At 37.3% G+C, this 26651-nt stretch carries 23 protein-coding genes and 1 other RNA gene; 11 read left to right on the top strand and 13 right to left on the bottom strand.

What is annotated here, in order from left to right; all coding sequences use genetic code 11:
- Positions 1–9: 9 nt before the first annotated feature.
- Positions 10–1269 carry a cysteine desulfurase gene (locus AADJ06_RS03840; protein ID WP_341225083.1) on the bottom strand — a complete coding sequence of 420 codons (1260 nt, stop codon included), beginning with the start codon at positions 1267–1269 and terminating at the stop codon, positions 10–12.
- A gap of 443 nt (positions 1270–1712) precedes the next feature.
- Between AADJ06_RS03840 and AADJ06_RS03835 the strand changes: the two genes are divergently transcribed.
- A complete protein-coding gene (locus AADJ06_RS03835) occupies positions 1713–2387 on the top strand; it encodes a hypothetical protein (protein ID WP_341225082.1) in 675 nt (224 codons plus the stop codon).
- Positions 2384–2869 carry an N-acetyltransferase family protein gene (locus AADJ06_RS03830; RefSeq protein ID WP_341225081.1) on the top strand — a complete coding sequence of 162 codons (486 nt, stop codon included), beginning with the start codon at positions 2384–2386 and terminating at the stop codon, positions 2867–2869. Before AADJ06_RS03835 ends, AADJ06_RS03830 begins: the two co-directional genes overlap by 4 nt.
- Here AADJ06_RS03830 and sufD read toward each other — a convergent pair whose 3' ends face one another.
- Both sufD and sufC read right to left on the bottom strand, forming a co-directional pair.
- On the bottom strand, positions 2870–4177 hold the full coding sequence (sufD, locus tag AADJ06_RS03825) for a Fe-S cluster assembly protein SufD (RefSeq protein WP_341225080.1): 1308 nt from the start codon (positions 4175–4177) through the stop codon (positions 2870–2872).
- Between the two features lie 19 nt (positions 4178–4196).
- A complete protein-coding gene (gene sufC, locus AADJ06_RS03820) occupies positions 4197–4964 on the bottom strand; it encodes a Fe-S cluster assembly ATPase SufC (RefSeq protein ID WP_341225079.1) in 768 nt (255 codons plus the stop codon).
- Positions 4965–5267: 303 nt separating this feature from the next.
- On the opposite strand from sufC, the gene AADJ06_RS03815 reads away from it, so the two are divergent.
- From AADJ06_RS03815 to ssrA, 5 genes are all read left to right on the top strand, one after another.
- Positions 5268–6698: an arginine deiminase family protein gene (locus tag AADJ06_RS03815; RefSeq protein WP_341225078.1), complete on the top strand. Its 1431-nt coding sequence runs from the start codon at positions 5268–5270 to the stop codon at positions 6696–6698.
- A complete protein-coding gene (locus AADJ06_RS03810; protein WP_341225077.1) occupies positions 6698–7630 on the top strand; it encodes an arginine deiminase-related protein in 933 nt (310 codons plus the stop codon). Before AADJ06_RS03815 ends, AADJ06_RS03810 begins: the two co-directional genes overlap by 1 nt.
- A 113-nt stretch (positions 7631–7743) precedes the next feature.
- Positions 7744–8331: a SatD family protein gene (locus AADJ06_RS03805; RefSeq protein WP_341225076.1), complete on the top strand. Its 588-nt coding sequence runs from the start codon at positions 7744–7746 to the stop codon at positions 8329–8331.
- The gene (locus AADJ06_RS03800) at positions 8328–9050 is read left to right on the top strand and encodes a DUF3307 domain-containing protein (protein ID WP_341225075.1); all 723 of its coding nucleotides are present in this window, start codon (positions 8328–8330) and stop codon (positions 9048–9050) included. Before AADJ06_RS03805 ends, AADJ06_RS03800 begins: the two co-directional genes overlap by 4 nt.
- Before the next feature lie 46 nt (positions 9051–9096).
- Positions 9097–9470: a transfer-messenger RNA gene (ssrA, locus tag AADJ06_RS03795) on the top strand.
- Positions 9471–9564: 94 nt separating this feature from the next.
- Here the strand turns inward: ssrA and AADJ06_RS03790 are convergent.
- Positions 9565–11616, bottom strand: a complete 2052-nt coding sequence (locus AADJ06_RS03790; RefSeq protein WP_341225074.1) for a hypothetical protein — start codon at positions 11614–11616, stop codon at positions 9565–9567.
- 40 nt (positions 11617–11656) lie between these two features.
- Positions 11657–12871, bottom strand: coding sequence for an acetylxylan esterase (locus tag AADJ06_RS03785; RefSeq protein ID WP_341225073.1), 1215 nt, complete (start codon positions 12869–12871; stop codon positions 11657–11659).
- A gap of 431 nt (positions 12872–13302) precedes the next feature.
- Between AADJ06_RS03785 and AADJ06_RS03780 the strand changes: the two genes are divergently transcribed.
- Both AADJ06_RS03780 and AADJ06_RS03775 read left to right on the top strand, forming a co-directional pair.
- On the top strand, positions 13303–14622 hold the full coding sequence (locus AADJ06_RS03780) for a sugar MFS transporter (RefSeq protein ID WP_341225072.1): 1320 nt from the start codon (positions 13303–13305) through the stop codon (positions 14620–14622).
- On the top strand, positions 14619–15611 hold the full coding sequence (locus AADJ06_RS03775) for a Gfo/Idh/MocA family oxidoreductase (protein ID WP_341225071.1): 993 nt from the start codon (positions 14619–14621) through the stop codon (positions 15609–15611). Before AADJ06_RS03780 ends, AADJ06_RS03775 begins: the two co-directional genes overlap by 4 nt.
- Here AADJ06_RS03775 and nagA read toward each other — a convergent pair.
- The 3 genes from nagA to AADJ06_RS03760 form a co-directional block, all read right to left on the bottom strand.
- Complete coding sequence (gene nagA, locus AADJ06_RS03770) at positions 15606–16790, bottom strand: N-acetylglucosamine-6-phosphate deacetylase (protein ID WP_341225070.1); 1185 nt, start codon at positions 16788–16790, stop codon at positions 15606–15608. The genes AADJ06_RS03775 and nagA overlap by 6 nt on opposite strands.
- 1 nt (position 16791) lies before the next feature.
- Positions 16792–17559, bottom strand: coding sequence for a glucosamine-6-phosphate deaminase (locus AADJ06_RS03765; RefSeq protein ID WP_341225069.1), 768 nt, complete (start codon positions 17557–17559; stop codon positions 16792–16794).
- Between the two features lie 251 nt (positions 17560–17810).
- Complete coding sequence (locus AADJ06_RS03760; RefSeq protein WP_341225068.1) at positions 17811–19154, bottom strand: Gfo/Idh/MocA family oxidoreductase; 1344 nt, start codon at positions 19152–19154, stop codon at positions 17811–17813.
- Positions 19155–19399: 245 nt separating this feature from the next.
- Between AADJ06_RS03760 and AADJ06_RS03755 the strand changes: the two genes are divergently transcribed.
- Entirely contained in the window at positions 19400–19732 is a 333-nt protein-coding gene (locus AADJ06_RS03755) for a hypothetical protein (protein ID WP_341225067.1), read from the top strand.
- A 171-nt stretch (positions 19733–19903) separates the two neighbouring features.
- Here the strand turns inward: AADJ06_RS03755 and AADJ06_RS03750 are convergent, their stop codons facing one another.
- Together AADJ06_RS03750 and AADJ06_RS03745 are read right to left on the bottom strand one after the other, a co-directional pair.
- A complete protein-coding gene (locus tag AADJ06_RS03750) occupies positions 19904–20632 on the bottom strand; it encodes a hypothetical protein (RefSeq protein WP_341225066.1) in 729 nt (242 codons plus the stop codon).
- 217 nt (positions 20633–20849) lie between these two features.
- Positions 20850–22409, bottom strand: coding sequence for a hypothetical protein (locus AADJ06_RS03745; protein WP_341225065.1), 1560 nt, complete (start codon positions 22407–22409; stop codon positions 20850–20852).
- 379 nt (positions 22410–22788) lie between these two features.
- On the opposite strand from AADJ06_RS03745, the gene AADJ06_RS03740 reads away from it, so the two are divergent.
- Positions 22789–23613, top strand: a complete 825-nt coding sequence (locus tag AADJ06_RS03740) for an SGNH/GDSL hydrolase family protein (protein WP_341225064.1) — start codon at positions 22789–22791, stop codon at positions 23611–23613.
- A gap of 37 nt (positions 23614–23650) precedes the next feature.
- Here the strand turns inward: AADJ06_RS03740 and AADJ06_RS03735 are convergent, their stop codons facing one another.
- From AADJ06_RS03735 to AADJ06_RS03725, 3 genes are all read right to left on the bottom strand, one after another.
- Complete coding sequence (locus tag AADJ06_RS03735) at positions 23651–23932, bottom strand: DUF427 domain-containing protein (RefSeq protein WP_341225063.1); 282 nt, start codon at positions 23930–23932, stop codon at positions 23651–23653.
- Between the two features lie 98 nt (positions 23933–24030).
- On the bottom strand, positions 24031–24777 hold the full coding sequence (locus AADJ06_RS03730; RefSeq protein ID WP_341225062.1) for a hypothetical protein: 747 nt from the start codon (positions 24775–24777) through the stop codon (positions 24031–24033).
- A gap of 38 nt (positions 24778–24815) precedes the next feature.
- Positions 24816–26423 (bottom strand): glutamate synthase-related protein, encoded by a 1608-nt coding sequence (locus AADJ06_RS03725; protein ID WP_341225061.1) that lies wholly within the window; start codon positions 26421–26423, stop codon positions 24816–24818.
- Between the last annotated feature and the right edge of the window lie 228 nt (positions 26424–26651).

Below are 26651 nucleotides of genomic sequence, written 5' to 3'. Positions count from 1 at the left end.
TTTCGCAAGTTACAACAAAAACCTCTTTGCTTTCTCTAATCCTTCTGCTAACCTGTCAATCTCCTCTTTGGTATTATAAACGGCAAAAGACGCTCTTGAAGTTCCTACAATCCCGAATCGCTGCATAAGAGGCTGCGTACAGTGATGGCCAGTTCTAATGGCAATGCCCTGTTGGTCTAATAAAACTCCAATATCTTGAGGATGAATTCCATCCATTACAAATGAAAGAACACTTACTTTTTCTTTGGCCTTACCTACTACTTTTAGACCGGAAATAGCCTCCAGCTTCTCTGTAGCGTATTGCAAAAGCTCATTTTCGTAATCAGCAATGTTCTTTTTACCTAGTTTATTGACAAAATCAATAGCGGCAGTAATTCCAATGACGTCGGCAATATTTGGTGTACCTGCTTCAAATTTATACGGCAGCTCATTATAGGTAGTTTTCTCAAACGTTACCTCTTTTATCATTTCTCCCCCACCTCTCCAAGGCGGCATTTTATTTAGCAGGTCTTTCTTACCGTATAAGGCACCCATTCCTGTAGGGCCATAAAGTTTATGGGCAGAAAAACACAGGAAGTCAATATCTAAGGCTTGCACATCAATATCTATATGAGACATGGCCTGAGCCGCATCTACCAACGTAACCGCTCCCACTTTATGTGCTTCTTCTATAATCTCAGCAATCGGGTTTACCGTTCCCAAAGCATTGGAAGCATATACTACCGACACTATCTTTGTCTTTTCAGACAGTAAATTCTTGTATTCATCAAACAAGATGTCGCCGTCATCGTTGATAGGAATAACCTTCAGAACGCATCCTTTTTCTTCACAAAGCATCTGCCAAGGCACTATATTAGAATGATGCTCCATAGTACTGATGATTATTTCATCACCTTGCTTCAAAAAAGCACGGCCATAAGTTTGAGCAACCAAGTTTATTCCATCAGTGGTACCGTAAGTAAAAATTACTTCTTCCGTACTTTCGGCATTGATAAAATCTTTGATAGACTTTCTGGACAATTCAAAGGCTGAAGTAGCTTTTTCGGCCAAATGATGTATTCCTCTATGAATATTAGCATTATACCCTGCATAATAATTACTTACTGCGTCAATTACCACTTTTGGCTTTTGTGTAGTAGCCGCATTGTCAAAATATACCAATTTTTTACCATTTATATCTTGGTCTAAAATTGGAAATTCTGCCCTTATTTTATCTATATCTAATGTATTCAAGACTTCTATTCTATTATTCAATCTTGCAACAAGCATAGATATCAATTAGTTTGGAAAAAATCTAAATAATTTACACCAGGTACCTAACATATTGGTGTCAAGAAATAGACCCCCTGTTTTAATCAGAATCTTTACACAAACGGTTTCCTTACGAATAGACCAAAATTTTCTAAGAACAAGAAAGTCTCGAGACCTATGGGTAGCATCCAAAATCTAACAATATCCCGAAAATGATAGACAAGGCAAAAGCCATCATTCTAGTGGAAAGTAACTTGAACTAGCTAAAAGCATCTATCATATAAAGTTAAATACTTACTGGCATTTACATAATATAGTTAGTAGTAAAACGTCTGACTTATCTCTAGGTACATATCAATTATTACGAGAAAAAGACCAACAAATTGGATTTTATGACGATATAGAGTTGAACATTAAGAATGATAAAAATTGAGCACTATCTTTAGGCAAAACAGAGAAATATGAATCCAGAAGTACCTGAATACGTTAGTATCCTCTTTATTTTGACTACACTTGTTACCATTTGGCTTTTTAAACGTGCGTTTAAACCAAGTCAAACTATGTTAGTCATTTTATATGCATGGCTGGGCTTACAAGGCTATTTGGCAAGTTCCGGTTTCTATCAAGATACCACCTCCTTACCTCCAAGGTTTGGTTTAGCACTTATTCCCGCACTTATTTTAATGGCCTTCATATTCCTTTCTGCCAAGGGTAAGAACTTTTTAGATGAACTAGATCCAGAGTCACTTTACTGGATTCATACAGTTAGAATTCCGGTAGAAATAGTTTTATGGATGCTCTTTGTTGCTTCGCAAATTCCGGAGGCTATGACCTTTGAAGGGCGTAATTATGATATCATTGCAGGATTAACTGCTCCATTAATCATATTTTACGGTATAAGAAAACCTATAATTGATAGGAACAGACTCCTCCTATGGAATGTTCTGTGCTTGTTTTTATTACTTAATGTAGTAGTCATGGCTATTTTATCTGTTGAAGGGCCTTTTCAAACGATGTCTTTTAATAATCCCAATAGAGGCGTTTTACTTTTCCCATTCATTTGGCTACCATCTTTTATAGTTCCAACAGTTTTATTTTCCCATTTAGTAAGCATTAGACATTTATTAAAAAAATGATTAGAGAGGCTACACAGCAAGACTTAGTTCCTATTTCAGAAATTTGGAATCATTATATAATCAATAGCTCATATAATTACGATAGTGAGCCTAAAGACATGGCTTTCTTTAAGGACTTCTTTCTTGAAAAGCAGAAAAATTCTTATCCCGTTTTTGTGGCAGAAGACGATGGGAAAGTAGTCGGTTATGCCACATATGGGCAATTTAGGGCTCGTTCTGGGTATAAAAACAGCTTAGAGCATGGTGTTTACCTTTATCCTGATTTACAGGGCAAAGGCTTTGGAAAGAAACTGATGAACGCCCTAATAGAAAGGGCAAAAAAAGACGGCCATCATAGTATGACGGCCGGTATTGACACTCGTAATCAAGGAAGTATTAACTTTCACATAAGATTCGGGTTCCGAGAAGTAGGCACTTTCAAAGAAATTGGCTTTAAAAACGGAGAATGGTTAGACTGCGTTTTTTACCAACTGATGCTTTAATTAACCTAATTTTTCGTGAATAATCTCTGTTAGGTACTCTCTGATAGTTTCAATTTTAATTTGAGAGACTACATCATCAGCAAAGGCTAAAAGCTGCATTTTGATGGCTTCCTCTTTAGGAATACCTCTAGATTGCATGTAAAAAATAGCTTCATCATTAAGCATACCTGTGGTAGCTCCGTGAGAACATTTTACATCGTCAGCCCAAATTTCCAGCTGAGGTTTGGTATTCATGGTAGCACTATCAGAAGTTATTACGTTTCTACAGTTTTGATAGGCGTTGGTTTGTTGAGCTTCTTGTCTTACAAAGATTTTACCATTAAAAACCCCCGTAGATTTATCCATTAAAACACCTTTATAAAGTTCGTTTGAAACTGAATTAGGTTTTCTGTGGTCTGCTACGGTATGGTTATCAACATGCTGTTTTTCGTTTGGGATATAAAGACCATACATGAAACTTTCTAAATATTCACCATTCAAATCAAGGTTTAGATTGTTTCTAGTAAAACCACCGTTTAAGGTAATGGTGGCAGCATAGAAATAACTCTTATCTTCTTGGTAAACATTGGTAGTTCCTACGTGATAAGATGAATTATTATCATCTTGAATCTTATAGTAATCTGCTCTTGCCGACTTAGCAACCACTATTTCTGTTACCGTATTGACAAAAGAAGAGTGCTCTCCTAAAGTTCTAAAGATTTCGGCAATTTTAACTTCTGCATTTTCTCCTACCACTACCAAGTTTCTGATATTGCTAGCCACATTTTCTTGTGTAACATCTGTAATCATTCTTAAGATGATTGGATGCTCAATGGTAGCATTAGCTTCTACATTAACTACCACTCCATCATTAGCTACAGCAGTATTTAAGGCAGTAAAAGCTTCTTCACTATCTTTCGAATATTTTGAGAAGTGTTTGTTAAGAATTTCAGGATTATTGGATTGAGCTTCCTGGAAAGTTTGTATTGAAATTTTGCCTTCGGCCAAACTTAAATCAGAAAGTTCTTCCTGAAAGTAACCGTTCACAAAATACAATATGATACCCTCTAAACCAGGTATTTCAAGACTTTTTAAACCTTCAGATTGCAGGCTTTTCTTTGCACTTAAGTTATAGGCTCCTTTTACCAAGTTTTTCACATTGGAATACTTCCATTCCTCATGTTTGGTAGTAGGGAACCCTAATTTATTGAAGCTATCAATGGCCGCAATACGCCTTTGGTTATATGCTTCTGACGCACTCCCATTTAAAGAGGACTGCAAATCATTATATACTTCTGTTAACTGACTTTGTAAGTTATTTTCAGACATTAGGAAACTCTTTGATAAATTATGCTACTGTTTCGTTGGCGTCAATAGATTCAGTAATCCAATCGTACCCTTTTTCTTCTAGTTCTAGAGCTAAATCTTTTGTTCCAGACTTCACTATTCTACCTTTATATAATACGTGAACGTAATCAGGTACAATATAATCAAGCAAACGCTGATAGTGCGTAATAACTACAAATGAACGGTCTTTGTTTTTTAACTGATTTACTCCATCAGCCACAATTCTAAGAGCGTCAATATCCAAACCAGAATCTGTTTCATCTAAAAGACCTAAAACAGGCTCTAACATAGCCATTTGAAAGATTTCGTTTCTTTTCTTTTCCCCTCCTGAAAAACCTTCATTAAGAGAACGTCTAAGTAGCTGGTCATCAATTTTAACCAATTTAGCCTTCTCTTTCATCAATTTTAAGAAGGATGCAGCATTCATTGGCTCTTCACCTCTGTATTTCTTGATTTGGTTAATGGCAGTTTTTAAGAAGTTGATGGTATTAACACCAGGAATCTCTACTGGGTATTGGAACGCCAAGAAAATACCTTCTGCTGCTCTTTCTTCTGGGGCTAAATCAAGAAGATCTTTATTCATGAAGTCGACAGAACCTTCTGTGATTTCATAATCTTCTCTTCCTGCTAAAACAGAGGCTAATGTACTTTTACCTGAGCCATTTGGGCCCATGATAGCATGTACTTCGCCTGGTTTAACCTCAAGATTTATACCTCTTAAAATCTCTTTATCTTCAATACTAGCGTGTAAGTTACTGATTTTCAGCATTCTAAACAATTATTTGGTCTTAAATTGGGCTGCAAAGATAGCTTTTTTCTTTGCAATATCATATTTCACTGTATAAACCTAGATTCAGTAAAATCCGTTCGAGAAAATGTAATTAATCATTAGAAACTTATTGTTAACTTTGAAACCACTGGTTTCAAGAAACGAAATCTTCATCAATTATGACGTCCTATTTTCCAAAAATCAAGAGTTTGATACTCTATTATATTGCTCACTTTGGTTTTATGTAATGCTCTTTTGACTTCGCTAGTTAAAATTATGTATGACATATATTAAATAAATTAAATGGACTTTCATGTAAATAGTGAGGTAGCCACCTTACAGAAACTCATCATTCATAGCCCAGACAGTGGTTTGGGAAAAGTAGTACCATCAAAGGCCCAAGATTGGCTTTTTGAAGACATTGTGCATTTGAAAACAATGCGTAGCGAAGAGTATGATTATTACGTCAAACTTTTGCTCTACTTTTTAGATACCGACAAAGTAAAAGGAAAACTTGCCGAAATAGATGCTGACAGCGATAGAGGATTCTTCAAACCAGGAAATAAAGACTATTTCAAATCTGAAAAAGTAATAGAATTTGAGATTCTTGTGAGAGAAATTATAGCAGATTCTTCGGTTAAAAGTAGGTTGGTGGCGGCCGTCAGTGCTATAGAGGAATGTTCTTATCAAGAAATGGAGCAGTTTTTGGCACTTTCAGATTTAGAGCTAACAAGACTTTTGATTACTGGCATGACCAGTGCTGGAGACATGTACTTCTCCCCTATTCCCAACCTTATTTTCACTAGGGATATTGGAATCATGATTAATGACCATTTCTTGCTTAACAAACCTGCCAAACTAGCTAGACGTAGAGAGTCTTTACTGGCAAAGTATGTTTTCTTTAATCATCCTATTTTCAAAAGCTTAAGGAGCAATTTAATTGAAATAGAAGAAAATGATGAACAATTCTTAATGCCTGAGAATGAACAAGGCGACAAAGAAGAAACCCTGGAAGGTGGTGATGTAATGATGGTGGCTCCAAATCACCTGTTGATAGGAATAAGCGAAAGAACGAGCGTAGAAGCTGCCAGGCAAGTTATGCGTAAGCTTTTTGACAGAAAAGTTTTAACAAAGGTTACTTTGGTGAAAATACCTGCCAAACGTGACTATATGCACATTGACACGGTTTTTACGCAAATAAAAAAGAACGTTTGGGTGCTTTTAGCATCAATTGGTCGTGCAGCCGAAAAACATAAAAAAGATTTAATTTGGGAAGAGCTTGGTCAAAGAAATAAGGCCGAAGAATTAATGATTAAGCAGTTTTATGTGGAAAACGGTAAAGAAAAATCTAAGTCTTTTGAAAACTTAGAAGACCTTTTGATTGATATTTCTAAAGTTGACTTAAAGTGTAAAGAACCTATCAAATTTGTTTACTCTGGAAACAATGAATTCCCTTATGGAGCTCGTGAGCAATGGACCGACTCTTGTAATTTATTAGTGCTTAAAGAAGGTGTGGCAGTAGGCTATGACAGGAATAATAAGACTTCAGAAGCATTTGAAGAGGCAGGTTTTACGGTGATAAATGTCAAAGACCTCCTATTGGACTTTGAGAAGAATACAAAATCTCCAGAAACTTTAGAAAACACCATTATTCTATTGCCGTCTGCAGAACTTTCAAGAGCTAGAGGTGGGTCTCATTGTATGAGTTTGCCAATTCTTAGAGCTTCTGTATAATGGAAAAACAATGTTGTTCTCACCTGCTTATGGTTCGTCCCGTTTGTTTTGGCTTTAATGAACAAACCGCGGAAAGCAATGCTTTTATGCATGAAGCAAAGGTTAATGAAAAACCGCAGCAAGATGCTGCTAAAAACTTTGATGCCTTTGTCGAAAAACTAAAAGAATTTAAAATCAGTGTTACTGTTATAGATGACTCCTTAGAACCACGAACTCCAGATAGTATTTTCCCAAATAACTGGGTCTCTTTTCATGCTGATGGGCATGTAGTTCTCTACCCCATGGAGGCTAAAAATAGACGGGCTGAACGGTGTGTAAAACTTCTCAATTTCATTGATAAAAGCTTCCATGTCGAAAGTGTGATACGCTTAGAACAGCACGAAAACAATGAAAAGTACCTAGAAGGCACTGGCAGTTTAGTGCTAGATAGGTCTAAAAAAGTGGCCTATGCTTGCCTCTCTAGTAGAACCCACGAGTCGGTTATTAAAGATTGGAGCTCCCATTTCCCTGATTACAAAATCATCACTTTTAATGCCTCTGATAGTGACGGTGTTGCTATTTATCACACCAATGTGATGATGAATATAGGAACTGACTTTTCAGTGATTTGTAGTGAAACTATTCGTAATAAAGAAGAACGAGAATTAGTTTTAAATTCTTTAAAAGAATCTGGAAAGCCTCCTTTGGAAATAAGCCTTAATCAGATGAATGAATTTGCAGGAAATATGCTGCAAGTGGAAAATAAAGAAGGTAAGCGTTTTTTGATAATGTCGGCACGAGCTTATAGGAGTTTAGAAACGAAACAAATTGCATTTTTAGAAGAAATAACCTCTATACTTTATGCTGAACTAGGCTTAATTGAAACGCTTGGTGGTGGTTCTGCCAGATGTATGTTGGCAGAAATTCATTTGGCTCCTAAGTTTAGTTCCTGACTGATTATGCATACCTAATTAGATAATGACAAATTATGCATATTAAACTGCATAAAACAAAAATATGCATACTAGAGTGCATAAGTAAATATTATGTATATATTTGTACATAAATGCAGGTATTAACTGGCGACATCATAGATTCTACAAAACTCAGCAATGCTGAAAGGAAGGGAATTGCCAAAACTTTAGAAAGTTTAGCTAGCTCTTCAAAAGGGCAATATGATTTCTTTATAAGAGGTGATTCTTTTCAGGTAATGCTAGAAAAAGGAGGGCTTTCAGAAGCATTGCGAATTAAATACCTATTAAGGCTTAAAACCGGGCTTTCTGCGAGAATATCCATTGGAATTGGTACTGTAAATATTTTAGAAGAACGACTTTCAAACTCAGATGGACCTGCTTTTTGGCTGTCAGGCCAAGGTTTAGATGTCATGAAAGATGAAAAAACTTTGATAAGCATTCATACAGAAGATGAACTAAAGAACGCCGAATGGAAACTCCATGCTGCCACATTAGACTACCTAGAAAGAACTAATACATTAAACCAAATGGAAGTACATTACTGGCTGCTTTTGGACAATACTCAGCAAGAGATTGCAGAAGAAATTGGCATTCGTCAGTCTTCCGTGAATAGAAGAATTAAAAACTCAGGCTGGAATTTAATTGAGAATATTGTAAGCCACTTTGACCATACATTATGAGTTTGACAAACCCTGAAATAAGCCTTCTGATAAAACTACTAATAGCTCACATGGTTTCCGATTATTTCCTGCAATTTAGTTCATGGAGTAAAGATAAAGAAATCAATAAAATACGCTCCAAAAAGCTCTATTTACATATTCTAATTACTTTTTTAGCCGCTCTGGTATTTTCCGGCAATTTCTGGGCTGCTCTATTTATTGGCGTAACGCATTACCTAATAGACCTAGGTAAAATATACCGTAAACAAAACAGATTCATCTTATTTCTAGTTGACCAAGCTTTACATACCTTCATCCTAATCATCACCTGGTTGTTTCTAATAAGTGGATGGGAATGGCTAAGAGATGCTTTTATCTGGCTAGTTGATGAGCCTAAAACTTGGATTTTAGTCTTTGTATATGGAGTTATTACCTTTCCATTAAGCGTAGTTATTAATATTTTCACCCACAAATGGAGGTCACAATTAGAACCAGATCGGCAAGAATCTTTACAAAAAGCAGGCCTTTGGATTGGAATCTTTGAACGCGTGCTTATTTTAACCTTTATTCTTACCAGTCAATTCTCTGCAATGGGCTTTTTGATAGCTACAAAGGCTATTTTGAGGTTTAAAGACACAGAAACCAAACAAATGGAATATGTGTTAATTGGCACATTAATGAGCATCACTCCTACCATTCTTCTAGGTATTTTAGCTAACTATTTAATAAATTCGCTCTAAGCGGGAACTTTAAAAGTGTTTTACCGTTAATATGTTGCAACGCAATGGGGCTGACCGGTTTTGACGGCGTGAAGCTTTTGCGAGTATAAGCATGTATGGAGTTGGTAGAACCTCCATTTAAAAATTCTTCCAAACAACAAGAGGCAATACTCAGTATGCCATGGCTGCTTAATCTAGGATAGATTAACCAAACGCCACATCTCTCTCCTGCTAACCTCTGCCGCGGGAGAACCAGAGGTGTCGACACGCAGAGGCGTTTTCTGGCGGTTTTCTTACCAGTAAATAGTATCGGAGGAAATAAGGATTGAATTAGGTACGTCGGACGGCTTCTCAATCTCGAAAAATAAGACCGAATAAACATGTAGAAGGCTCGACATCGGCCATGTTCGGACCAGGGTTCGAATCCCTGCAGCTCCACTCTCAAAAACCTCAATCATCTCATTACTAGATAGTTGAGGTTTTTTGTTTGCATTTTAGCCGATATCTAGTCGATAATTACAGGATCAACTTCCCTTCACTCCTTCCATTGAGGTAATGAAACTGTAGTTTGATAGTTGGAATAATTATAAAGAGGATTTCTGATTGGGCTATATAATTTATCTTCTGAAGACTCACTATCTTGTGTATAAATCCATATATCATTAGGATCCCAAACTACAATTTCATCTCTTCCGTCTCCTGTAATGTCCATCACAGCATTACACATATCAGGGTGGCCATCATCCGGAAAATCTAATACTTTCCTACCCCAGCCATCGTAAACACCACCCTCATCTACATTTGGATTAACAATAAAAAACTCTTCAGATTTCCCTGTCCAGTTTACTGGCAGCAACATACTCCCGTATTGATTTGGCTCAAAATCATGATAAATATCACCATTGGCATCATAAAAATGAATAATACCTTGATTTCCCCAAAAATTCATGGAAATAGTCTCCAGTCCAGGTAAATCATCTCTAAAATTGGCTATTGCTGGATTTTGACCGTGACCTATATAATGATGCTTCGTTATTTCACCTTTAAGATTGGCAAAATACAGCCCTTCATCGCTCGCAGCACACATTACTATCGGCTCAGAATCTTCTGTATATTTTACCACAGCCACGCCATCTGCATGGTCGTCCAGTTGGTCTTCCAGTGTCCACATAGTACTACCATCATCATCCAGTAAAGAATAACCAATAAGGAGCTCATCCTTATTATCTTCATCAACATCATAAGCAAAAGGATAATGGCCGGTATTTAATTTACTATACCATAGAATATTTAATTTGTTGTCCATGGCCCAAACTCGCTCATACCTGTCCTTAATAATTATATCACTATCATATCCTTTTCCGCTCAAATCACAGAAATAGAGACAGTCGCCCAGAATGTTTCCAAACATATTATGTGTTTCAGGGCTAATAATCTCCTGATCCATTACTTTAGGAGTAGTTCTTTTATATTTAATCTTTCCCGTGGCCCCATCCGCTACTATCATTTCCCGGTTCATGGTGTATATCACTTCAGACTTTCCGTCATTATCCAAATCATGTATCTGAAAAGCAACATCACTTGTAAGGTTGACTTTCCAAGGATCTGGGGTACCGGTTTGCCATAATATCTCCCCATCAAAAGTCATGGCTGTCATACAGCTTAACTCAGAGTTTTTGTCCTGAGGGCCATGGTTAACTACTTGCCCCACTAAAACATCGAGCGTTCCATCATTATTCAAATCTCCAAATCTTAAATTCCTACCAACTCCAAATCCAGTTGTGTTTATTTTCTTCCAGACTTTCATTTCAGGAACAGATTCTTTGACTTTATCTAATTCCATAGCATAACTCTCTCTTGATTTTTTTAGTCGCTCTAATTCATCGCTTGATGTTTTCACCTCTATTTGGTGAAACTTAGTTGGTACATCTGCCAAGAGACCCACTTTTCCTTTATTATAGGTTTCATCTATGGCTTCAATAGTCACGTCTTTTATACAGCATGAAATATTGTTCCCCTCTACGGATACATGAAGTGTCAATAATTCATCTGGCTCCCATTTTAATAAGGCTGAGGCTCGTTCCACCTCATAAGGTTGATGAAAACCTTTAGCATCATCCACCATCTTTAAAATCAAAGAATCACCTTTTACTCCTGCGAAGTAATAATTTCGGTCATTTCTATAACGAAAAGTCAATCCGGACTGGAATTCTTTCGATTGAGGTGTGAATTGTAAATTGACAACATAGTCTTCCCAGTCCTGCTCTCCAGCAACCACCATTGGGTGTGTATGTCTTTTTTCGTCGTTTGTCATTACCTGAATCATTTGACGATCATCTCCTTCCTGACGAACATGCCATGCTCGCTTAAAATCAGAATCCCAAGTGAAAGTAGAAACAGCCCATTGAGACCTAGGAGCGGCCTCATGTAAATAATGGTATTCTGTATGAGCACCTACGTCCACGGAGTAAGGACCACGCCTAATCGAACTAAAATCATCATCCAAAAGTATTTTATTATGCTTAGTCCCTTGTTGACAACTAGTTAAGGCTAAAATCAAGAGCACGAATTGAATTCTATTTATCATTTTCTAATTGTTAATAGGGTTTATGTATTGTCTTTATATTTTATTCACTTTTCCAATCCCACACCACATCCTTGTTAGATTTAATTCCTTCCTCAGGAAAAGGATGCTTTTCATTGAAAGTATAAAGGGCTTCAATGTCTTCGATTATAATGCCCTCTTCATTCAAAGTTCCGTCCTTATTAAAAACAGCCGAAACGTCAAGGCCTAGATGCTTCGCTAAAAAAGGGTAAACCGCAGCTCTTTTGCTAGCCTCATATCCATGATCCTCATCCGGAAAGTGAGCATTCTCAACCATTCCAGACTTTCCAAAGACATTATATATGTATTGCTGAAATGGGAATTCTACTTTAGGGGTAGATACTGTAGCATCAGTACCAACCGAAACTAAAAGCAAAGGATTAGGTGCGAGACATGCCGCAATCTCCGCATTATTATATTCGAATTTGCCATCTTTCTGAATGTCCATACCTAGCTCACAAACACATCCACCAAAATGACGATATGAAACCATCACTACAGGAACAGACACTTTGACTCGTGAATCTACCGCAGCCAAATGAAAAGTTTGAGTTCCACCACCCGATGCTCCTGTACTGGCTATACGTTTGGGGTCTACCCCTATACTAAGCAGAAAATCCACTGACCTAATACTATTCCAAATTTGTAATTTCATGGTTTCAGGAGATTCATGAACCCAACCAAATTCAGCAAGCTGCCCGTAACCCACCATATCATAAGAAAAAACTACCGCCCCCATGCGAGCCATGGAAGCACATCTATTTTGGACATCGGCTCTGTATCGCCCATAATCCTCTCTATTGGGCCAATGACCATGCGGGCTAAGAATACCAGCTGGTTTTTCTGGAACAGTTAAAGGGCTATATATCGAACCAGTAACGTATACCCCAGGTAGACTTTCAAAGGCCACATTTTGAACCTTATAACCATCAAACTTTCTTATTTCACCAAAAATGGGATTAAGCGGACATTTATCAGGAAGTGGCTCTAAATGAGAGGCACCTAATATATGTGACCGAATTTCTTTAGCTCTTTTTCGCCAGTCTTCAGGAGTAACTATTGATTGCTCCAATTCCTTAAGATATTTTTTACCATCAGCTTCCGTCCAATGATAGGTTTGGCCGGCATCAGACTTTTCTCGTGTCGTTTCTTCGTTTGGTTGGTTACTGTTTTTGCAAGACAACACAAAACAAGATATTATGAAAAGGACTAAATAGATAGGAATAGGTTTGAACATTTCAAAGGGTGATTTGCGACTGTAAAACAAGGGAATTTTAACTAATGGTAACTTGATCAATACAATGATGTTGGACAATGCCAGATTGACCGAAGGCCGTGCTTCTCGCAATATGTGTTAAGAAGCACATTGTTAAAATTGAATTGTTTTCATGGCTGGTTGATAGTTGTATGGCTAAAATAAACATTTCTTGTTTAATAACTAATCCTTTTAAGCAAAGCTCTCATAGATTATAAAACTAAATTCAAGAGCTTTAGCATTCAACCCAAAATGAAAAGAAGCCCACTTCTACTCTATCTAAAAAAAGAGAAGACCAACCTTGAAAAACTGCCCTATTTCACAATTTGAGCAGGAAAACAACGAAATATCAAAGTATACATTGAACATTTTAGCCTATATTTATATATATTATTTAACCATATATCTTCTAAATGCCTGAAGCAGTTGCAGTAAGCTCTCTGAGCAGAAACGAAACTCGTATATCCATTGCAATAGTTGCAGTGATGTTTTTCATATTTGGATTTGTTTCTTGGATTAATGCTATTTTAATTCCCTATTTTAAAATAGCATGTGAACTCACTAATTTCCAGGCATATCTAGTGGCCTTTGCCTTTTATATCTCTTATTTCTTAATCTCAGTACCTGCTTCTTTTTTACTACAAAAGGTTGGCTTTAAGAAAGGGATAATGCTTGGTTTTTGGATAATGTCTATTGGTGCGTTCATCTTTATTCCTGCAGCTTATAGTCGCACTTATTATATCTTTTTACTTGGTTTATTTACCCTTGGTGCTGGATTGGCTATTTTACAAACAGCCGCAAATCCATATATAACCATTCTGGGGCCAAAAGAAAGAGCGGCACAGCGAATCAGTATTATGGGTATTTGTAATAAAGCGGCAGGCATTCTTGCCCCTTTAATATTTGCCGCTGTAGTTTTAAGAGCAACTGATAGCGACCTTTTCCAAAACTTGGCTAGCATGAGTGAGGCAGATAAAGCTACCGCCTTAGACGAACTTATTCAACGTGTGGTTATGCCCTATTTAATAGTAGGAATTGTGCTCTTCTTATTGGGTTTAGGTATTCGCTTTTCACCATTACCTGAAATTGACACGGACGGAGACAAAGAGGAGTCTACAGATAAGCAAACTGCTAAAACAAGTATTTTCCAATTCCCCCATTTGATTCTTGGAGCGGTCGCTATTTTCATGCACGTAGGTACACAAGTAATTGCCATAGATACTATTATTGGCTATGCAGGTTCCATGAATATACAGCTAATGGAAGCCAAAGTGTTTCCATCTTATACGCTGGCTGCCACTATCTGCGGTTACCTTTTAGGAATAGTATTAATGCCCAAAATTATATCTCAAGTTAATGCACTTCGATTTTGTACCGTATTAGGCTTAGTATTAACACTTCTAGTAATTTTCACAAAAGGAGAAGTTCAGTTTTTAGGCCTAACCGCCGATATTTCTATCTGGTTTTTGGTCTTAATGGGTTTAGCCAACTCCTTGATTTGGGCAGGAATTTGGCCATTAGCACTAGATGGTTTAGGGAAATTTACCAAATTAGGCTCTTCAATATTAATAATGATGCTTTGCGGAAATGCTATAATGCCTTTGGTCTACGGTCACTTTGCCGATATGTATGATGTAAAGTCGGCCTATTGGGTGCTCTTCCCAGGGTATCTTTACTTAGTGTTTTATGCTATCAAGGGTCATCAATTTAGAAATTGGAATATTTCAAAATGAGTAAACTTACAAGACGTGATTTCTTTGCACCTGTTTTAGCTGCAAGTATTGGCTTATCATTTGTCCAAAAAGACAATGATATTACAAAAAGCATCAAAGGTAAACGTGTAGGAATTATTGGCCTAGACACTTCACATTCGGTAGCCTTCACCAAATCACTACATAGAGGTGATGCTGTTTTTAAAGGTTATAAAGTGGTTGCAGCATATCCACAAGGCAGTTTAGACATAATTTCTAGCACAGAAAGAATCCCTGGCTACATTGAGGACGTCAAGAAAATGGACGTAGAGATTGTAGGTTCAATAAGCGAACTACTCAAAAAAGTGGATGTGGTTTTATTAGAAACCAACGATGGCAGAAGACATTTAAAGCAAGCTTTAGAAGTATTTAAAAGCGGAAAAAGAACATTTATTGATAAGCCAATTGCGGCATCATTAAAAGATGCTCAAGCCATTTTCAAAGCTGCTGAGAAATATGGTGTCCCTACATTTTCGGCATCATCGCTAAGATTTGCCACCGGAATGATGGAAATCAAAAATGGGTCTATTGGTGAAATTTCAGGAGCTGATACTTACAGCCCAATGAAATTTGAAAAGACCCACCCAGACTTATTTTGGTATGGTATACATGGCGTAGAAATGCTTTTTACTGTCATGGGAACTGGCTGTCAAAGTGTTCAAAGAACGATAGGTGAAGACCAAGAAGTAGTGACTGGAATATGGAAAGATGGACGGATAGGTACATTTAGGGGTATTAAAAACGGGAAACAAAATTATGGTGGTACCGCTTTTGGCGAAAAAGGTATTAGCCCTTTAGGACCGTATAACGGCTACGACCCACTTTTAGTTGAAATCATTAATTTCTTCGAAACTGGAATATCTCCTGTAGACAAAACTGAAACACTTGAAATGTGTGCCTTCATGATGGCAGCCGACGAGAGCAAGAAAAAAGGAGGAGCATCGGTGAGTTTGAAAGAAGTTGGTTTATAAACCATAAACCACCCTTCCTTCTACCATGGTCATTTTGATGTTAATTCCCTCATCAAAAATCAGGATATCAGCATCTTTACCAACTTCCAAAGAGCCTTTTTGAGTATCAACTTTCATTATTCTGGCTGGAGTCAGACTGGCCATTTCTATGGTTTCTAACATTGGCACCTCAGCCATGTTTAGCATTGTTCTTACCAATCGGTCAAATGTTGATACACTCCCTGCAAAAGAACTTTTGTCTGGCATTTTAGCCACGCCCTCCTCTACTATTACTTCAACACCGTTTTTGTAACCTCCTAATAAGGACTTACCCTCTGGCATAGCGGCGGCACGCATACTATCTGTTATCAGAGCGGTTCTTTTTGGTCCTTTAATTTTATAAATAAGTTTTAATAGTGGAGCAGGCAAATGTGAGCCATCCGCTATAATCTCTACATCCATGTCATCTATTAGATAGCCAGCTTCTACCACGCCAGCGTAGCGATAGGTATTACGACGTGTAACCCCAAGCATAGCAGAATAAAAGTGCGTTGCCAATGTATAACCATTATGAAAAGCCTCTTCAGCTTCTTCATAAATGGCATCTGTATGTGCTATGGCGGCAAGTATATTATTTTCTGTCAAATACTTTCCAAACTCCATTGCACCAGGTAATTCTGGAGCCGCACTCCACCTTTTGATACAATCAAAATTTGCAATAAGCTCTTTGTACTCTTTTTCATCAGGATTTCGGATAAATCGTGGGTCTTGAGCTCCTTTTTGACTCATAGCGAAATACGGCCCTTCCAAATGGATTCCCAAAAGAGATGCTCCTTTTTTGTTCTGTTCTTTCGCCTTTTCAAATGAATTTAAGGTGGCTTCCAAATCCTCTGGTTCTGCCGTCAAAGTAGTTGGAAACATGCCTGTTGTGCCAAACCTTGCATGTGTTTCCGCAACAGTTAAAAACGCCTCCGGTGTACCGTCCATAAAGTCAGAACCACCCCCACCGTGCACATGTATATCAATAAAACCCGGAGAAATGTATTGGCCTTTGGCATCAATTTCTATAGCATCTGGAAATTCTGGATTACCCTTTTCTATTCCAATAATTTTACCATCAGATACAAGCACAGATGCTTGTTCTAATATTTCCGTTGGAGTAATTACTTTGCCATTGCTTATTTTGATTTTTGACGACATGCTATGCTATTTTTGATTTGGCTATGATACTTTCCGGTAAAAGGCTAGCCGCATTCTTATCTAAAAAATATTCACAACTCAGATGAGTTTGCAAAATACTAGCAGGATGAAGATTGCTTACCTCTCCATTCAAGCAATTTTTAGCAGCTTCGGCTTTTCTAGTATCCGGAACTGAGCAAATCAGATGTTTCGTTTTCATTATTTGCTTAATAGACATGCTAATGGCTTGTTTAGGCACCGCATCAAAACTTTCAAACCAACCTTCGCCAAACTGCTGCTGACGACAAACATCGTCCAAATCCACAACTATATATGGCTCTTCTGTATCGAAATCTGCAGGAGGATCATTAAAGGCTAAATGTCCATTTTCACCAAAACCTACAAATGCCAAATCAATAGGATATTCTTTAATTAATTCACCAAGTCTTTGGCATTCCTTTTCGCCATCCTCTTCTCCATTAATCAATACTACTTTTTTAAAACTCGGTTTAATAACATTGATAAACCTATCTAAAAGGTACTTTCTAAAGCTTGCAGGGTGTGAAAGTGGTAAGCCTATGTATTCATCAAGGTGGAACATGCTTACTTTATCCCAAGCAATGTCATTCTCTGAGAGTACTTGTTTAAGCACATCAAACTGGCTTGCACCAGTTGCTAAGATAATATTGGCTTCGCCACGTTCTGCAATGGTATTTCTAAGGATTTCTGCTGCTCTTTTTCCTGCAGATACTCCCATTTCTTCAGGAGTATTGAAAATTGATAATTTCATGGTTGAATTGGGTTTTAACCCATAAGATTGTTTAACGATTGTTGAGAATTATTAAAAATAAACATTTCATCAGAACTAGTACTAAAGCATCCTCTGAAATGAAAAAGGATTCCTCTTATTGCAGTACAAATTATATGAAAAATGCATCAGCCGTACAGATAAGCCTAGAAAACATACTTTCTAGAAACCTGAATTAAGCGATGTTTAGTCGCAACTAAGTAGGAACAAGAAGCTTTTAAGTGGCCGCCAGATTAAACTTTAGGCTCCCAACCAGGCTCATAAGTCCGCGACCAATGTTTCATGGCATCTTTATCGTTAAGGATATACCCATTTTTAGGGTCAATATCTAAAGTTCGTCCCGTTCGCTGAGCAATATTCCCTAACTGTACCAGTAAAGTACTCTTATAACCTCCATCTATATCAGACGCCAGTGTTTTACCACTTTTTATACCATCAAAAAAGTTTTGAATATGCAATGCATCCAGTTGCTGCGAAGGGCTTTGAAGGTTTCTTGTGTCAATAACAAAATCATTTTTAACTTCTTTGATCAAGTTATTTTTAAGGTCAAATATTTTATAGGAGTTACCACTTTCAATCAACATTGTTCCGTTTTCGGCATGAAACAAAACACCCACGCTATTGCCTTCTATATGACTTCCATTACAAGAACGCCCTTCCCATGAAATCATACTATTATTGGCAAATTCTATAGAAATAGATTGAGTATCTGGTGTTTCCCAATCATCTTGATAGCGGTATCTACCACCAGCCGAAGTTACTTTTGAGGCGTAGTCTACTCCCAATCCCCAGCGAGCAAGGTCAACCATGTGTGTGCCATTGTTAAGTGCCTCTCCTGTGCCCCAATGCCAAAACCAGTGCCAATTATAATGAATCAAATTATCTTGATAAGCCATACGAGGAGCAGGACCTTGCCATAAATCAAAGTCTAGCCAAGAAGGCACAGCAGTTTTCTTACCTATACCAATAGAAGCTCTGTTATTTGTATACCAAGTTTTAGCGTAATATGGGCGTCCTATAACGCCATCATGCAGTTCTTTTATGGCTTGAGCCACATTTGGCCATGAACGTCTCTGATTACCCATTTGCATCACAATTTTATGCTTTGCAGCTGATTCCACCAGCATTTCACCTTCTTTAGGATTATGGCTACATGGTTTTTCTAGGTAAACGTGCTTTCCAGCACTACTGGCTAACAAACCTGCCGGAGCATGCCAATGGTCTGGTGCCGTGACTATCAAAACATCTAAATCTTTATCCTCTAAAGCCTTTCTGAAGTCAGGCGTATTCTTTGGTTTATAACCTTGTATTTCGCTTACAGCATCAATACAAACTTTGGAGGCCCTAGAATCAACATCACAAATGTGTAGCACTTCGCATCCTTCTTGAATAGCAAAATTCTTGGCAACAGCATTTCCACGACTATTTACGCCCATTCCAGCGACAAGAATTTTCTCATTTGCTCCTTTTATGCGTGCATAGCTTTGAGCAGAGAAACCGGGTAAAACACCACCCAAACTTAGAGCAAAAGCACCAGTGGAAGCTTTTTTGATAAATGTCCTTCTTGAATTTTTCATTTGATGGAATACCTAGAGTGAGTTAAATCTTTGCATTAAGATATAGCTAAAATAAGCTAATCTCAAATTGATTTGGGTTTAGAAAATGGAATTGGGGATTTAATAATATTAGTTGCCCATTATTCTTTCTCTTTGCAAGTAATATCCATCTTCACTTGACTCATCCCTATGACTTATTTCTTTGACAATTATCTTTCTTTTGAAAGCTAAAACTAATTTATGTTATTATTTTACATCAATTTTTAATGCAGCAGCTTGTCTGGCTAAATGCAGCAGCTTGTCTGGCTAAAAGAGTGTTTATACTAAACGAAAATATAGCGATGGAAGAAATCTGGAAAAAAATATTAAGACATTCTGGCGAAACATTTTATACTAAAACCGGCAAGCCCTTTACCTACAGCCTTGGAACTGATGACAATATTTATATTGATACTGTAATTTCGAGGCCACTAACTTATAAGCTTTTTCAGAAGGCATTGCCTCAGGGAAATAAACCTCGTCTTGCTGATTATAAAGTATACAATATATGTAACATTTATTCTATTCTAAGCGACAAAAGAATTGGGGCATGGGCATAAAACCAATTACAAAGAATATGACATTACGCCCCCCTATCCCAATAAAGCTAGCTTTGGAAGCAGATAAACATTTCTCGTATTTAATAAATATACCCTTTGGGTTTTTAAGTTCTGCAATAACTTTTCATTTTAGTGCTAAAAGTTTGGCAGTTAACAACGTCAGCTTAAGAATCACTCCGACCCAGCTGGAGTATCAAACTCATGCACAAAAGAGGCGTTATTCACAAGATCTTCGACCGTCATTTTTTCATAAACAAACTCAATTTCCTCCACTAAGCTCTTGGCATTTCTTGTTGGTGAATCATCTACAAGCGTATTTAATTCGGCATGCGGGCCAATAATTTGGTCAGACATAAATGTGACAACTTCAAAAGTGTATCTATAATAAGGTATATCAATCAAGGTGGAAGGGTCTCTTACATAAAAGGTAAAAATGACTTCTTGATGTATCTTCCCATCCATAATAGATTTTTGAATTCTTAAACTTGACCTTCCAAGTTTCTTTTTAAATTTCAAACTTGCTAAAGCAGAGCCACGAGGAGCTGTTTTATAAAATTTAAAATCAACCTCTAACACCTTTGACTCCGAACTATGAATATCTTTAGATACCGTTTCATCATATAAGTCTGGGTCCTCACCGTATATTTCTACAAAAATATGAGCTTCACTGCTAGGTACCTCTTGACTTATGGCCTCCCAAGAGCTTCCTTTTCTTAAAAATAAGCTTTGCTGCTGTTCAGAGTAAACCATCATCCCTTCTATAGGAGAAACCACCTGTTCTAAATCAGCCACTTCGGGGACTTTGATGCCGTATGGCAATACTATGCCTGACTGTGCAAAAGCGGGGCAACTACTAATAAAAAATACAACACAAATAAATTTAATCAGAGCATTTTTCATGGCTAAGCTTTTTTTGTACAGCTAAAATAATCATTTCTATTTACAAAATCGTATCACAAAATACAAATATCTGCTATTCAGCAGATTACAAAACAATCAAAGTACAAAGGCCAAGCCTACTTAGCTATTTAACATATTAGACTTATCGGTGTTTTTCTATTTCAAACATCAAAGTCCACCCCATTTAACAGGATGGACTTAAGGTGTGCCATACGTTTCATTCCTGAATCTTGATTACATAACTGTCTAACTCATTTTCACTTATTGGTTCGCTAAAATTAGTAGGTGAAATAATAATATTATCTAGACCCAACTCATTAATAAATAAACCAAAACCATACATGCTGTCATCTCCTTCAAAAAAGGCCAAACCATTCGGTGCCGAAATACCTCTAAAAGAACGTGACCATTTATAAGTTCCAAAACTTGAAATCTTGGCAAAAAAACTTCTGGCGTTACCATAGTCACTGATGGTTTTGTCGTAAAACTTAATATCTGAGGGAATAGTACTAGCCAGATATACATCTTGACTGCTTTTATCCAGCTTAAGAAACAAAGGTTGATTTGAATTATCGGTTTCAAAAAAATGCTTCCAAAGAAGTGTTTCAGAATCGTCTAATTTAACTACAAAAAGACCTTCATCTACCCCACTGTAAGCTGCTAAATTTGCCCCATTTAGCATAACTGAATCTTCAAAGAAACCAGAAACCAAAACATTATCTATCGAATCTATTTCAAATGCCATTGTAGAACAGCCTGTTTTTAGAACAAACGAATCTACCCATGTATTGGAAACCAAATTTAATGTTGCTATAAAATGAGGATTATGATATACGTCAGTATAGGTGTCGGCCCCTATCTCTAAGGTATTTGTGAAAGACCCACCCAAAACTATTTCGCCATTGCTTTTGAGGCTTAAGCCGTCAAGCTCATCATGCCCAGTACCACCTAGCCTATTTATACGAGAAAGTGCACCAGTACTGCTATTATAAACTGTTAAAAATATATCGCTGCTGCCTTCCGAACTTAAATTAAGACCACTAAAAGAGGCTACGCCGTTATATTCTCCACAAACCACCACATCGCCAGATGTATCCAATATAATCTTTAAACCGACATCCCTTTCTGTTCCACCGCTAGAAATAGCCCAAATGGGATTACCATTACTATCAAACTTGGCGGTAAACATGTCGTTGTTTCCTGCAGAATTTATAATTAGGGATGGTGAAAACTCATGTGTTCCTGTAAAATAACCTGTAACATACATATTATCAGCATCATCTAATACCATATCTAAAATAGTCAACGTTCCGGGTAAGACCTTGGCAAAAGATATTTCCCCCTGCAGGTTTGACTTTACTATAAAACTACCCCCTCCTGTATACGTCACATTTCCTACTCCTTTAAGCGTTCCGTTGAAAATTCCTGCCATGCAGATATTATCATTGCTGTCAAAGTCAATACTGGTTATGTACTCCGTTGAATCTCCCTTAAGACCAAATCCTGTTAAAAGTGGTTGTTGTTCTTGAGATGCACTAAGAAAATACACCCAGTCTGAGCCATTATAAAACCGGAGGGTCTTGTAAGTAAGGTCTATAGCCATATCTCCTACAGATGGTGTTGGTAAAGCAAGTATTTCATCATACGTTAATCTAGGTAAATCCCCAGAAACGGCGGGCGTAATGCCATTGGGCGTTATGGTTACATTTTGACCAAAGCAAGGCACAGTACTTATTATAAAAAGTAGGACAAGGCCACTTAGCAGTAAGTTTTTCATGTTGTTAATTTTTTATTTAAAGTCTTAAACAGTCTTCGGATTAAAGCACAGGTTTGACTTCAAGTACCCTCTTACCCATAGACACCCTTTAGTGCTTTATAAAACCAAAAGGTTAACATCTCTTTCAAAAGTTATGGGCATTCTTTCATAGGAAGAAAAATAAACGCTTAAACTATTAATAACGAATGGAATAGATTATAAAGTCTTTTTCAATAGCTCTGGTAAACAAGGCAATTAGAAGGCTCAGTAGGTGAACTAATTATAAAAAACCTAGTCCAATAAGTGTAGTATCCTCTGATGCACACCTGATATGTAATAAAAATGAAGGTAATTAATTCATAAAATCCATAATTTCACGTATCAAACATTCAACCCAAAAATGAAAAGAAACCTACTTCTAGCTTTACTATGTCTATCAATTTTCTCATTCTCGCCCAAAAGCATTAAATGGGTAGCCATAGGAGATTCCATTACTTACCTGAATGACCATCTGGATGAAACTGGCAACAGAGTAAATGAGGGCTACATGACTCGGGTGACTAAAAAACTACCGTATATTAATTATGTAAACCAAGGTCATAATGGCTGGACGGCCTGCCGAATTGCTGAAAAAATAGACGATTTAGGCATTGAAAAAGCTGACGTTTATTCGGTGTTTCTTAGTACTAATGACTGGTGGGCTGGAAAACCTGTGGGCACCATGAATGATTATGAAAATAATACTGGCTATGGAACAGTATACGGCTCTTATCGAATCATCATTGACAAACTGAAAACACTTAATCCTGACGCACCCATAATTTTGGTAAGCCCTCTTAAACGAGTAGATTTCGTGTATATCGCCAATGCCAAAAACAATGCTTTTGGCTCTTATAAAGAAAAGAATGGGCAATCATTAGAACAATTTGCGGATGCAGTAGTGAGCATTGCAAAGCATGAAAACCTAAAGGTAGTTGACCTTTACAAACATAAAGCCTTCAAATATGAGAATTTGGTTAATTTCAAAAGATTGAAAAATCCAGAAACCGGATTGTATCAAAATTATAGCTATCCGAGCTCTACTGAGATAGGTTTTAATCCTGATTCTGACGAATATCCTTATCCAATAGAAGCCATAAACCTTACTTATGATGGCCTGCACCCTTCGGACAAAGGGAATGCCTTAATAGCTAAGGAGTTCATTAATATTATGAAGAAATATTAAACAAACGGACTCGTTTGAAATCCGTTTGCTTATAAGCTTAGGCTACTTTAACACCTTTCCAAAAGGCTACGTAACCTTTTATACCCTCTGCTAACTCCGAAGTTTCTGGATAATACCAAGCGGCGTCAGTATTTGTTTCGCCGTTTACTTCTAAGTCATAATATGACGCCTCCCCTTTCCAGTGGCAGGTGGTATGCGTGTCGTTCTCTTTAAAAAATTCGTTTTTGATAGCGTTTGGTGGAAAATAGTGGTTTCCCTCTATCACCACTGTTTCATCACTTTCTGCTATAACTTCATTATTCCATGTTGCGGTTTTCATAATCTCTGTTTTTATTTATTCTAGAAACGTAATTATACATTGTCAAGATTCAAACTATCCACAAAATTACTATTTCGTATTATGCGGATTTTCTAGTCTTATTTGTTCTCAATATATGCATCCTTGGCATTATTAAGGAAGATTATGACGTCATTCAGCAGCACACCATTAGATTTTAGCGTTCCGCCCGTCCACTCAGCATGCCAAGAACCAACACTTAACTTCGGAAGATTTTTAGTATTAATGGCTTGTCCATCATTCCACCCGGAGGCATAAAAATAAAACTCAGACTCCACTGAATCTGGAATAGCCAAACCCGCTCCTAAGAAAAGCTTATCGCTCAATTTGGTATAAACACCCATATCAAAATGATGTGGCCAAACCCTAATTTCAGAGGTCAATTCATTTGCTTTCAAAAAAGCGTCTAAAGCCTTTTGGGTCAATGTGAACTTTTGAGCTATCAATGCAGCCTCCGAGGCGTCAAATGAATAACTGTCTTTAGGTTCTATTTCAGGATAATCTAACTTATAATTAACGGCGTAGCTATACATTTTTTCAAAACCAAAACCCGAACTAGTTTCTTTTAGCCAAATCAAAATCTCTTGGTGCGTATGCTTTTTAAGATCCATACCTTCAGCCATTCCAGACCATTTTAAAACAGCACTTTCTAAGCTAAAAGTCAATTTATACCCATGACCCAAGTCTCTTGTTTCTAAACTATTAGTTTTGGCATTCCACCCCAAATTTGATTGACTGTCATCATCTTTGTTTGGTAAAAAACTTTTGCCTGCTGCTGCCAAATATTGAGCAACTAAATGAATATTCTTAATACTTTCTTCCATCATATTAAATACAAGTTTGTTTTAGGTATAACAAGTTATTTTCATCCTAAACCAGCATATTTAATACCTGTCAATTTGTGCATTTCATAATCTAAGGTACTCAAATCTTCCTTTTCAAAATCCGCAATAACGCTATGGCCACACGAGCGAGCTATCACTTTCAAGAGGTCGTTTGTAGCTGTAAAGAAGTTATAAAGTTGTTTGGCCGAGTTTTCTATAATTAACCTACTTCTGAGGTTCTCTTTCTGTGTAGCTATTCCTACCGGACAGTTGTTAGTACCGCAGGCCCTCATACCCAAACAGCCAATGGCTTGAAGAGCAGAATTAGAAACAGCCACAGCATCCGCTCCCATCATTAATGCCTTAGCAAAATCTTCTGCCACTCGTAGTCCACCTGTTATTATGAGCGTAACATCCGTAGCACCTGACTCATCCAAAAACTTTCTGGCTCTGGCCAGTGCAGGTATGGTGGGCACATTTATATTATCTCTAAGAACTTTGGGAGCCGAGCCCGTTCCACCACCACGGCCGTCTAAAATGATATAATCAACACCTACATCTAAAGCAAACTTAATGTCTTCCTCTATCCTACTCGCCGCTATTTTAAAACCTACTGGAATACCGCCAGTTCTAACACGAACTTCATTGGCAAAATCTCTAAAATCTTGTACGGTAAACATATCTGGAAATGCCGCTGGAGAAATAGCCGTTTCGCCTTCTTTAAGCCCTCTAACTTTCGCTATATCTTTAGTCACTTTATTTCCTGGTAAATGACCTCCTGTTCCTGTTTTAGCTCCCTGACCACCTTTAAAATGGAAAGCTTGGGCTTTTTTGACCTTATCCCATGAGAAACCAAATTTGGCCGAGGCTAACTCATAAAAATATCTGGAATTGCTTTGCTGCTCTTCTTCCAGCATTCCACCTTCTCCACTACAGATTCCGGTTCCTGCCATTTCAGCACCTTTTGCTAAGGCAATTTTTGCTTCTTTTGACAATGCTCCAAAACTCATATCAGAAACAAAAATGGGCATATCAAGCCTTAAAGGCTTCTTTGCTTTTTTCCCTACAACTGTTTTAGTACGCACTTCGTCTTCATCTAAAAGCGGTCTTTTAGAAAGCTGAGCAGGAAGAAATTGAATATTCTCCCATTTAGGTAAGAGATTTCTGTCAACTCCCATTGAGGCCGACGGACCATGATGTCCGTGTTTTGAAAGTCCGTTTTTAGCCAAATCTTTTGTATAACCTGTATAAGGCTCTGTATTTTCTGGATGCGTATCCGCAAATTCGCCTAGGTAGGCATCTCTATTAAAAGGCTGAGGAAACTCCGTTAAATATTCATTGATTTCATCTTCATCGGCGTAAACAACACCATCTGAAATTTCTGTTTTAAAACTGTGAAGAACTTCTTCATTGTTATACTCACTTACGCCAGTATCTAGTCTATAATCCCAGCCATGAAGTCCGCACATTAAATTATGACCGTCTACGTAACCATCCGCCATTAAGGCTCCTCTGTGAAGGCAGCGTCCATATAATAATGAAATTTTATTGTCGAATTTGGTTAGCACTAGGTCCAAACCATTGACTTCTTTATGAATGGGTGTCCTATCGGTCAAGTCGCTTAAAAGGCAGAGTTTTACTTTTTTCATGTCTATAAAATTAATGTTACCCATAATACCTATAAATAACGGTACATCAAAAGATGGGCTATTTCGGCTGCACTAGAATTTAAGGAACGAAAACTCGGTCGCTCTGGATTTATACTTCCAAAGGACTTTTTAGATTAAACATTAATCTTGGTTCTAAATCATTTCAAACTTTTGTGAATATTAGAAATTGACATTACGCTAACGAAATGTTTCTTTGGAGCTTATTAA

The sequence above is a fragment of the uncultured Arcticibacterium sp. genome (assembly GCF_964021845.1).
Lineage (GTDB): Bacteria > Bacteroidota > Bacteroidia > Cytophagales > Spirosomataceae > Arcticibacterium.
This window is presented reverse-complemented; position numbering and strand designations above follow the sequence as displayed.

Excerpts from the sequence above, each read along its gene's own strand:
- nagA (WP_341225070.1), bottom strand. The coding sequence starts at position 16,790 with ATGTCGTCAAAAATCAAAATAAGCAATGGCAAAGTAATTACTCCAACG.
- AADJ06_RS03840 (WP_341225083.1), bottom strand. The coding sequence starts at position 1,269 with ATGCTTGTTGCAAGATTGAATAATAGAATAGAAGTCTTGAATACATTA.
- AADJ06_RS03735 (WP_341225063.1), bottom strand. The coding sequence starts at position 23,932 with ATGAAAACCGCAACATGGAATAATGAAGTTATAGCAGAAAGTGATGAA.
- AADJ06_RS03765 (WP_341225069.1), bottom strand. The coding sequence starts at position 17,559 with ATGAAATTATCAATTTTCAATACTCCTGAAGAAATGGGAGTATCTGCA.
- AADJ06_RS03790 (WP_341225074.1), bottom strand. The coding sequence starts at position 11,616 with ATGATAAATAGAATTCAATTCGTGCTCTTGATTTTAGCCTTAACTAGT.
- AADJ06_RS03830 (WP_341225081.1), top strand. The coding sequence starts at position 2,384 with ATGATTAGAGAGGCTACACAGCAAGACTTAGTTCCTATTTCAGAAATT.
- AADJ06_RS03750 (WP_341225066.1), bottom strand. The coding sequence starts at position 20,632 with ATGAAAAATGCTCTGATTAAATTTATTTGTGTTGTATTTTTTATTAGT.
- AADJ06_RS03800 (WP_341225075.1), top strand. The coding sequence starts at position 8,328 with ATGAGTTTGACAAACCCTGAAATAAGCCTTCTGATAAAACTACTAATA.
- AADJ06_RS03805 (WP_341225076.1), top strand. The coding sequence starts at position 7,744 with ATGCAGGTATTAACTGGCGACATCATAGATTCTACAAAACTCAGCAAT.
- AADJ06_RS03815 (WP_341225078.1), top strand. The coding sequence starts at position 5,268 with ATGGACTTTCATGTAAATAGTGAGGTAGCCACCTTACAGAAACTCATC.
- AADJ06_RS03725 (WP_341225061.1), bottom strand. The coding sequence starts at position 26,423 with ATGAAAAAAGTAAAACTCTGCCTTTTAAGCGACTTGACCGATAGGACA.
- AADJ06_RS03785 (WP_341225073.1), bottom strand. The coding sequence starts at position 12,871 with ATGTTCAAACCTATTCCTATCTATTTAGTCCTTTTCATAATATCTTGT.
- AADJ06_RS03835 (WP_341225082.1), top strand. The coding sequence starts at position 1,713 with ATGAATCCAGAAGTACCTGAATACGTTAGTATCCTCTTTATTTTGACT.
- AADJ06_RS03775 (WP_341225071.1), top strand. The coding sequence starts at position 14,619 with ATGAGTAAACTTACAAGACGTGATTTCTTTGCACCTGTTTTAGCTGCA.
- sufD (WP_341225080.1), bottom strand. The coding sequence starts at position 4,177 with ATGTCTGAAAATAACTTACAAAGTCAGTTAACAGAAGTATATAATGAT.
- AADJ06_RS03810 (WP_341225077.1), top strand. The coding sequence starts at position 6,698 with ATGGAAAAACAATGTTGTTCTCACCTGCTTATGGTTCGTCCCGTTTGT.
- AADJ06_RS03740 (WP_341225064.1), top strand. The coding sequence starts at position 22,789 with ATGAAAAGAAACCTACTTCTAGCTTTACTATGTCTATCAATTTTCTCA.
- AADJ06_RS03780 (WP_341225072.1), top strand. The coding sequence starts at position 13,303 with ATGCCTGAAGCAGTTGCAGTAAGCTCTCTGAGCAGAAACGAAACTCGT.
- AADJ06_RS03745 (WP_341225065.1), bottom strand. The coding sequence starts at position 22,409 with ATGAAAAACTTACTGCTAAGTGGCCTTGTCCTACTTTTTATAATAAGT.
- sufC (WP_341225079.1), bottom strand. The coding sequence starts at position 4,964 with ATGCTGAAAATCAGTAACTTACACGCTAGTATTGAAGATAAAGAGATT.
- AADJ06_RS03730 (WP_341225062.1), bottom strand. The coding sequence starts at position 24,777 with ATGATGGAAGAAAGTATTAAGAATATTCATTTAGTTGCTCAATATTTG.
- AADJ06_RS03755 (WP_341225067.1), top strand. The coding sequence starts at position 19,400 with ATGCAGCAGCTTGTCTGGCTAAATGCAGCAGCTTGTCTGGCTAAAAGA.
- AADJ06_RS03760 (WP_341225068.1), bottom strand. The coding sequence starts at position 19,154 with ATGAAAAATTCAAGAAGGACATTTATCAAAAAAGCTTCCACTGGTGCT.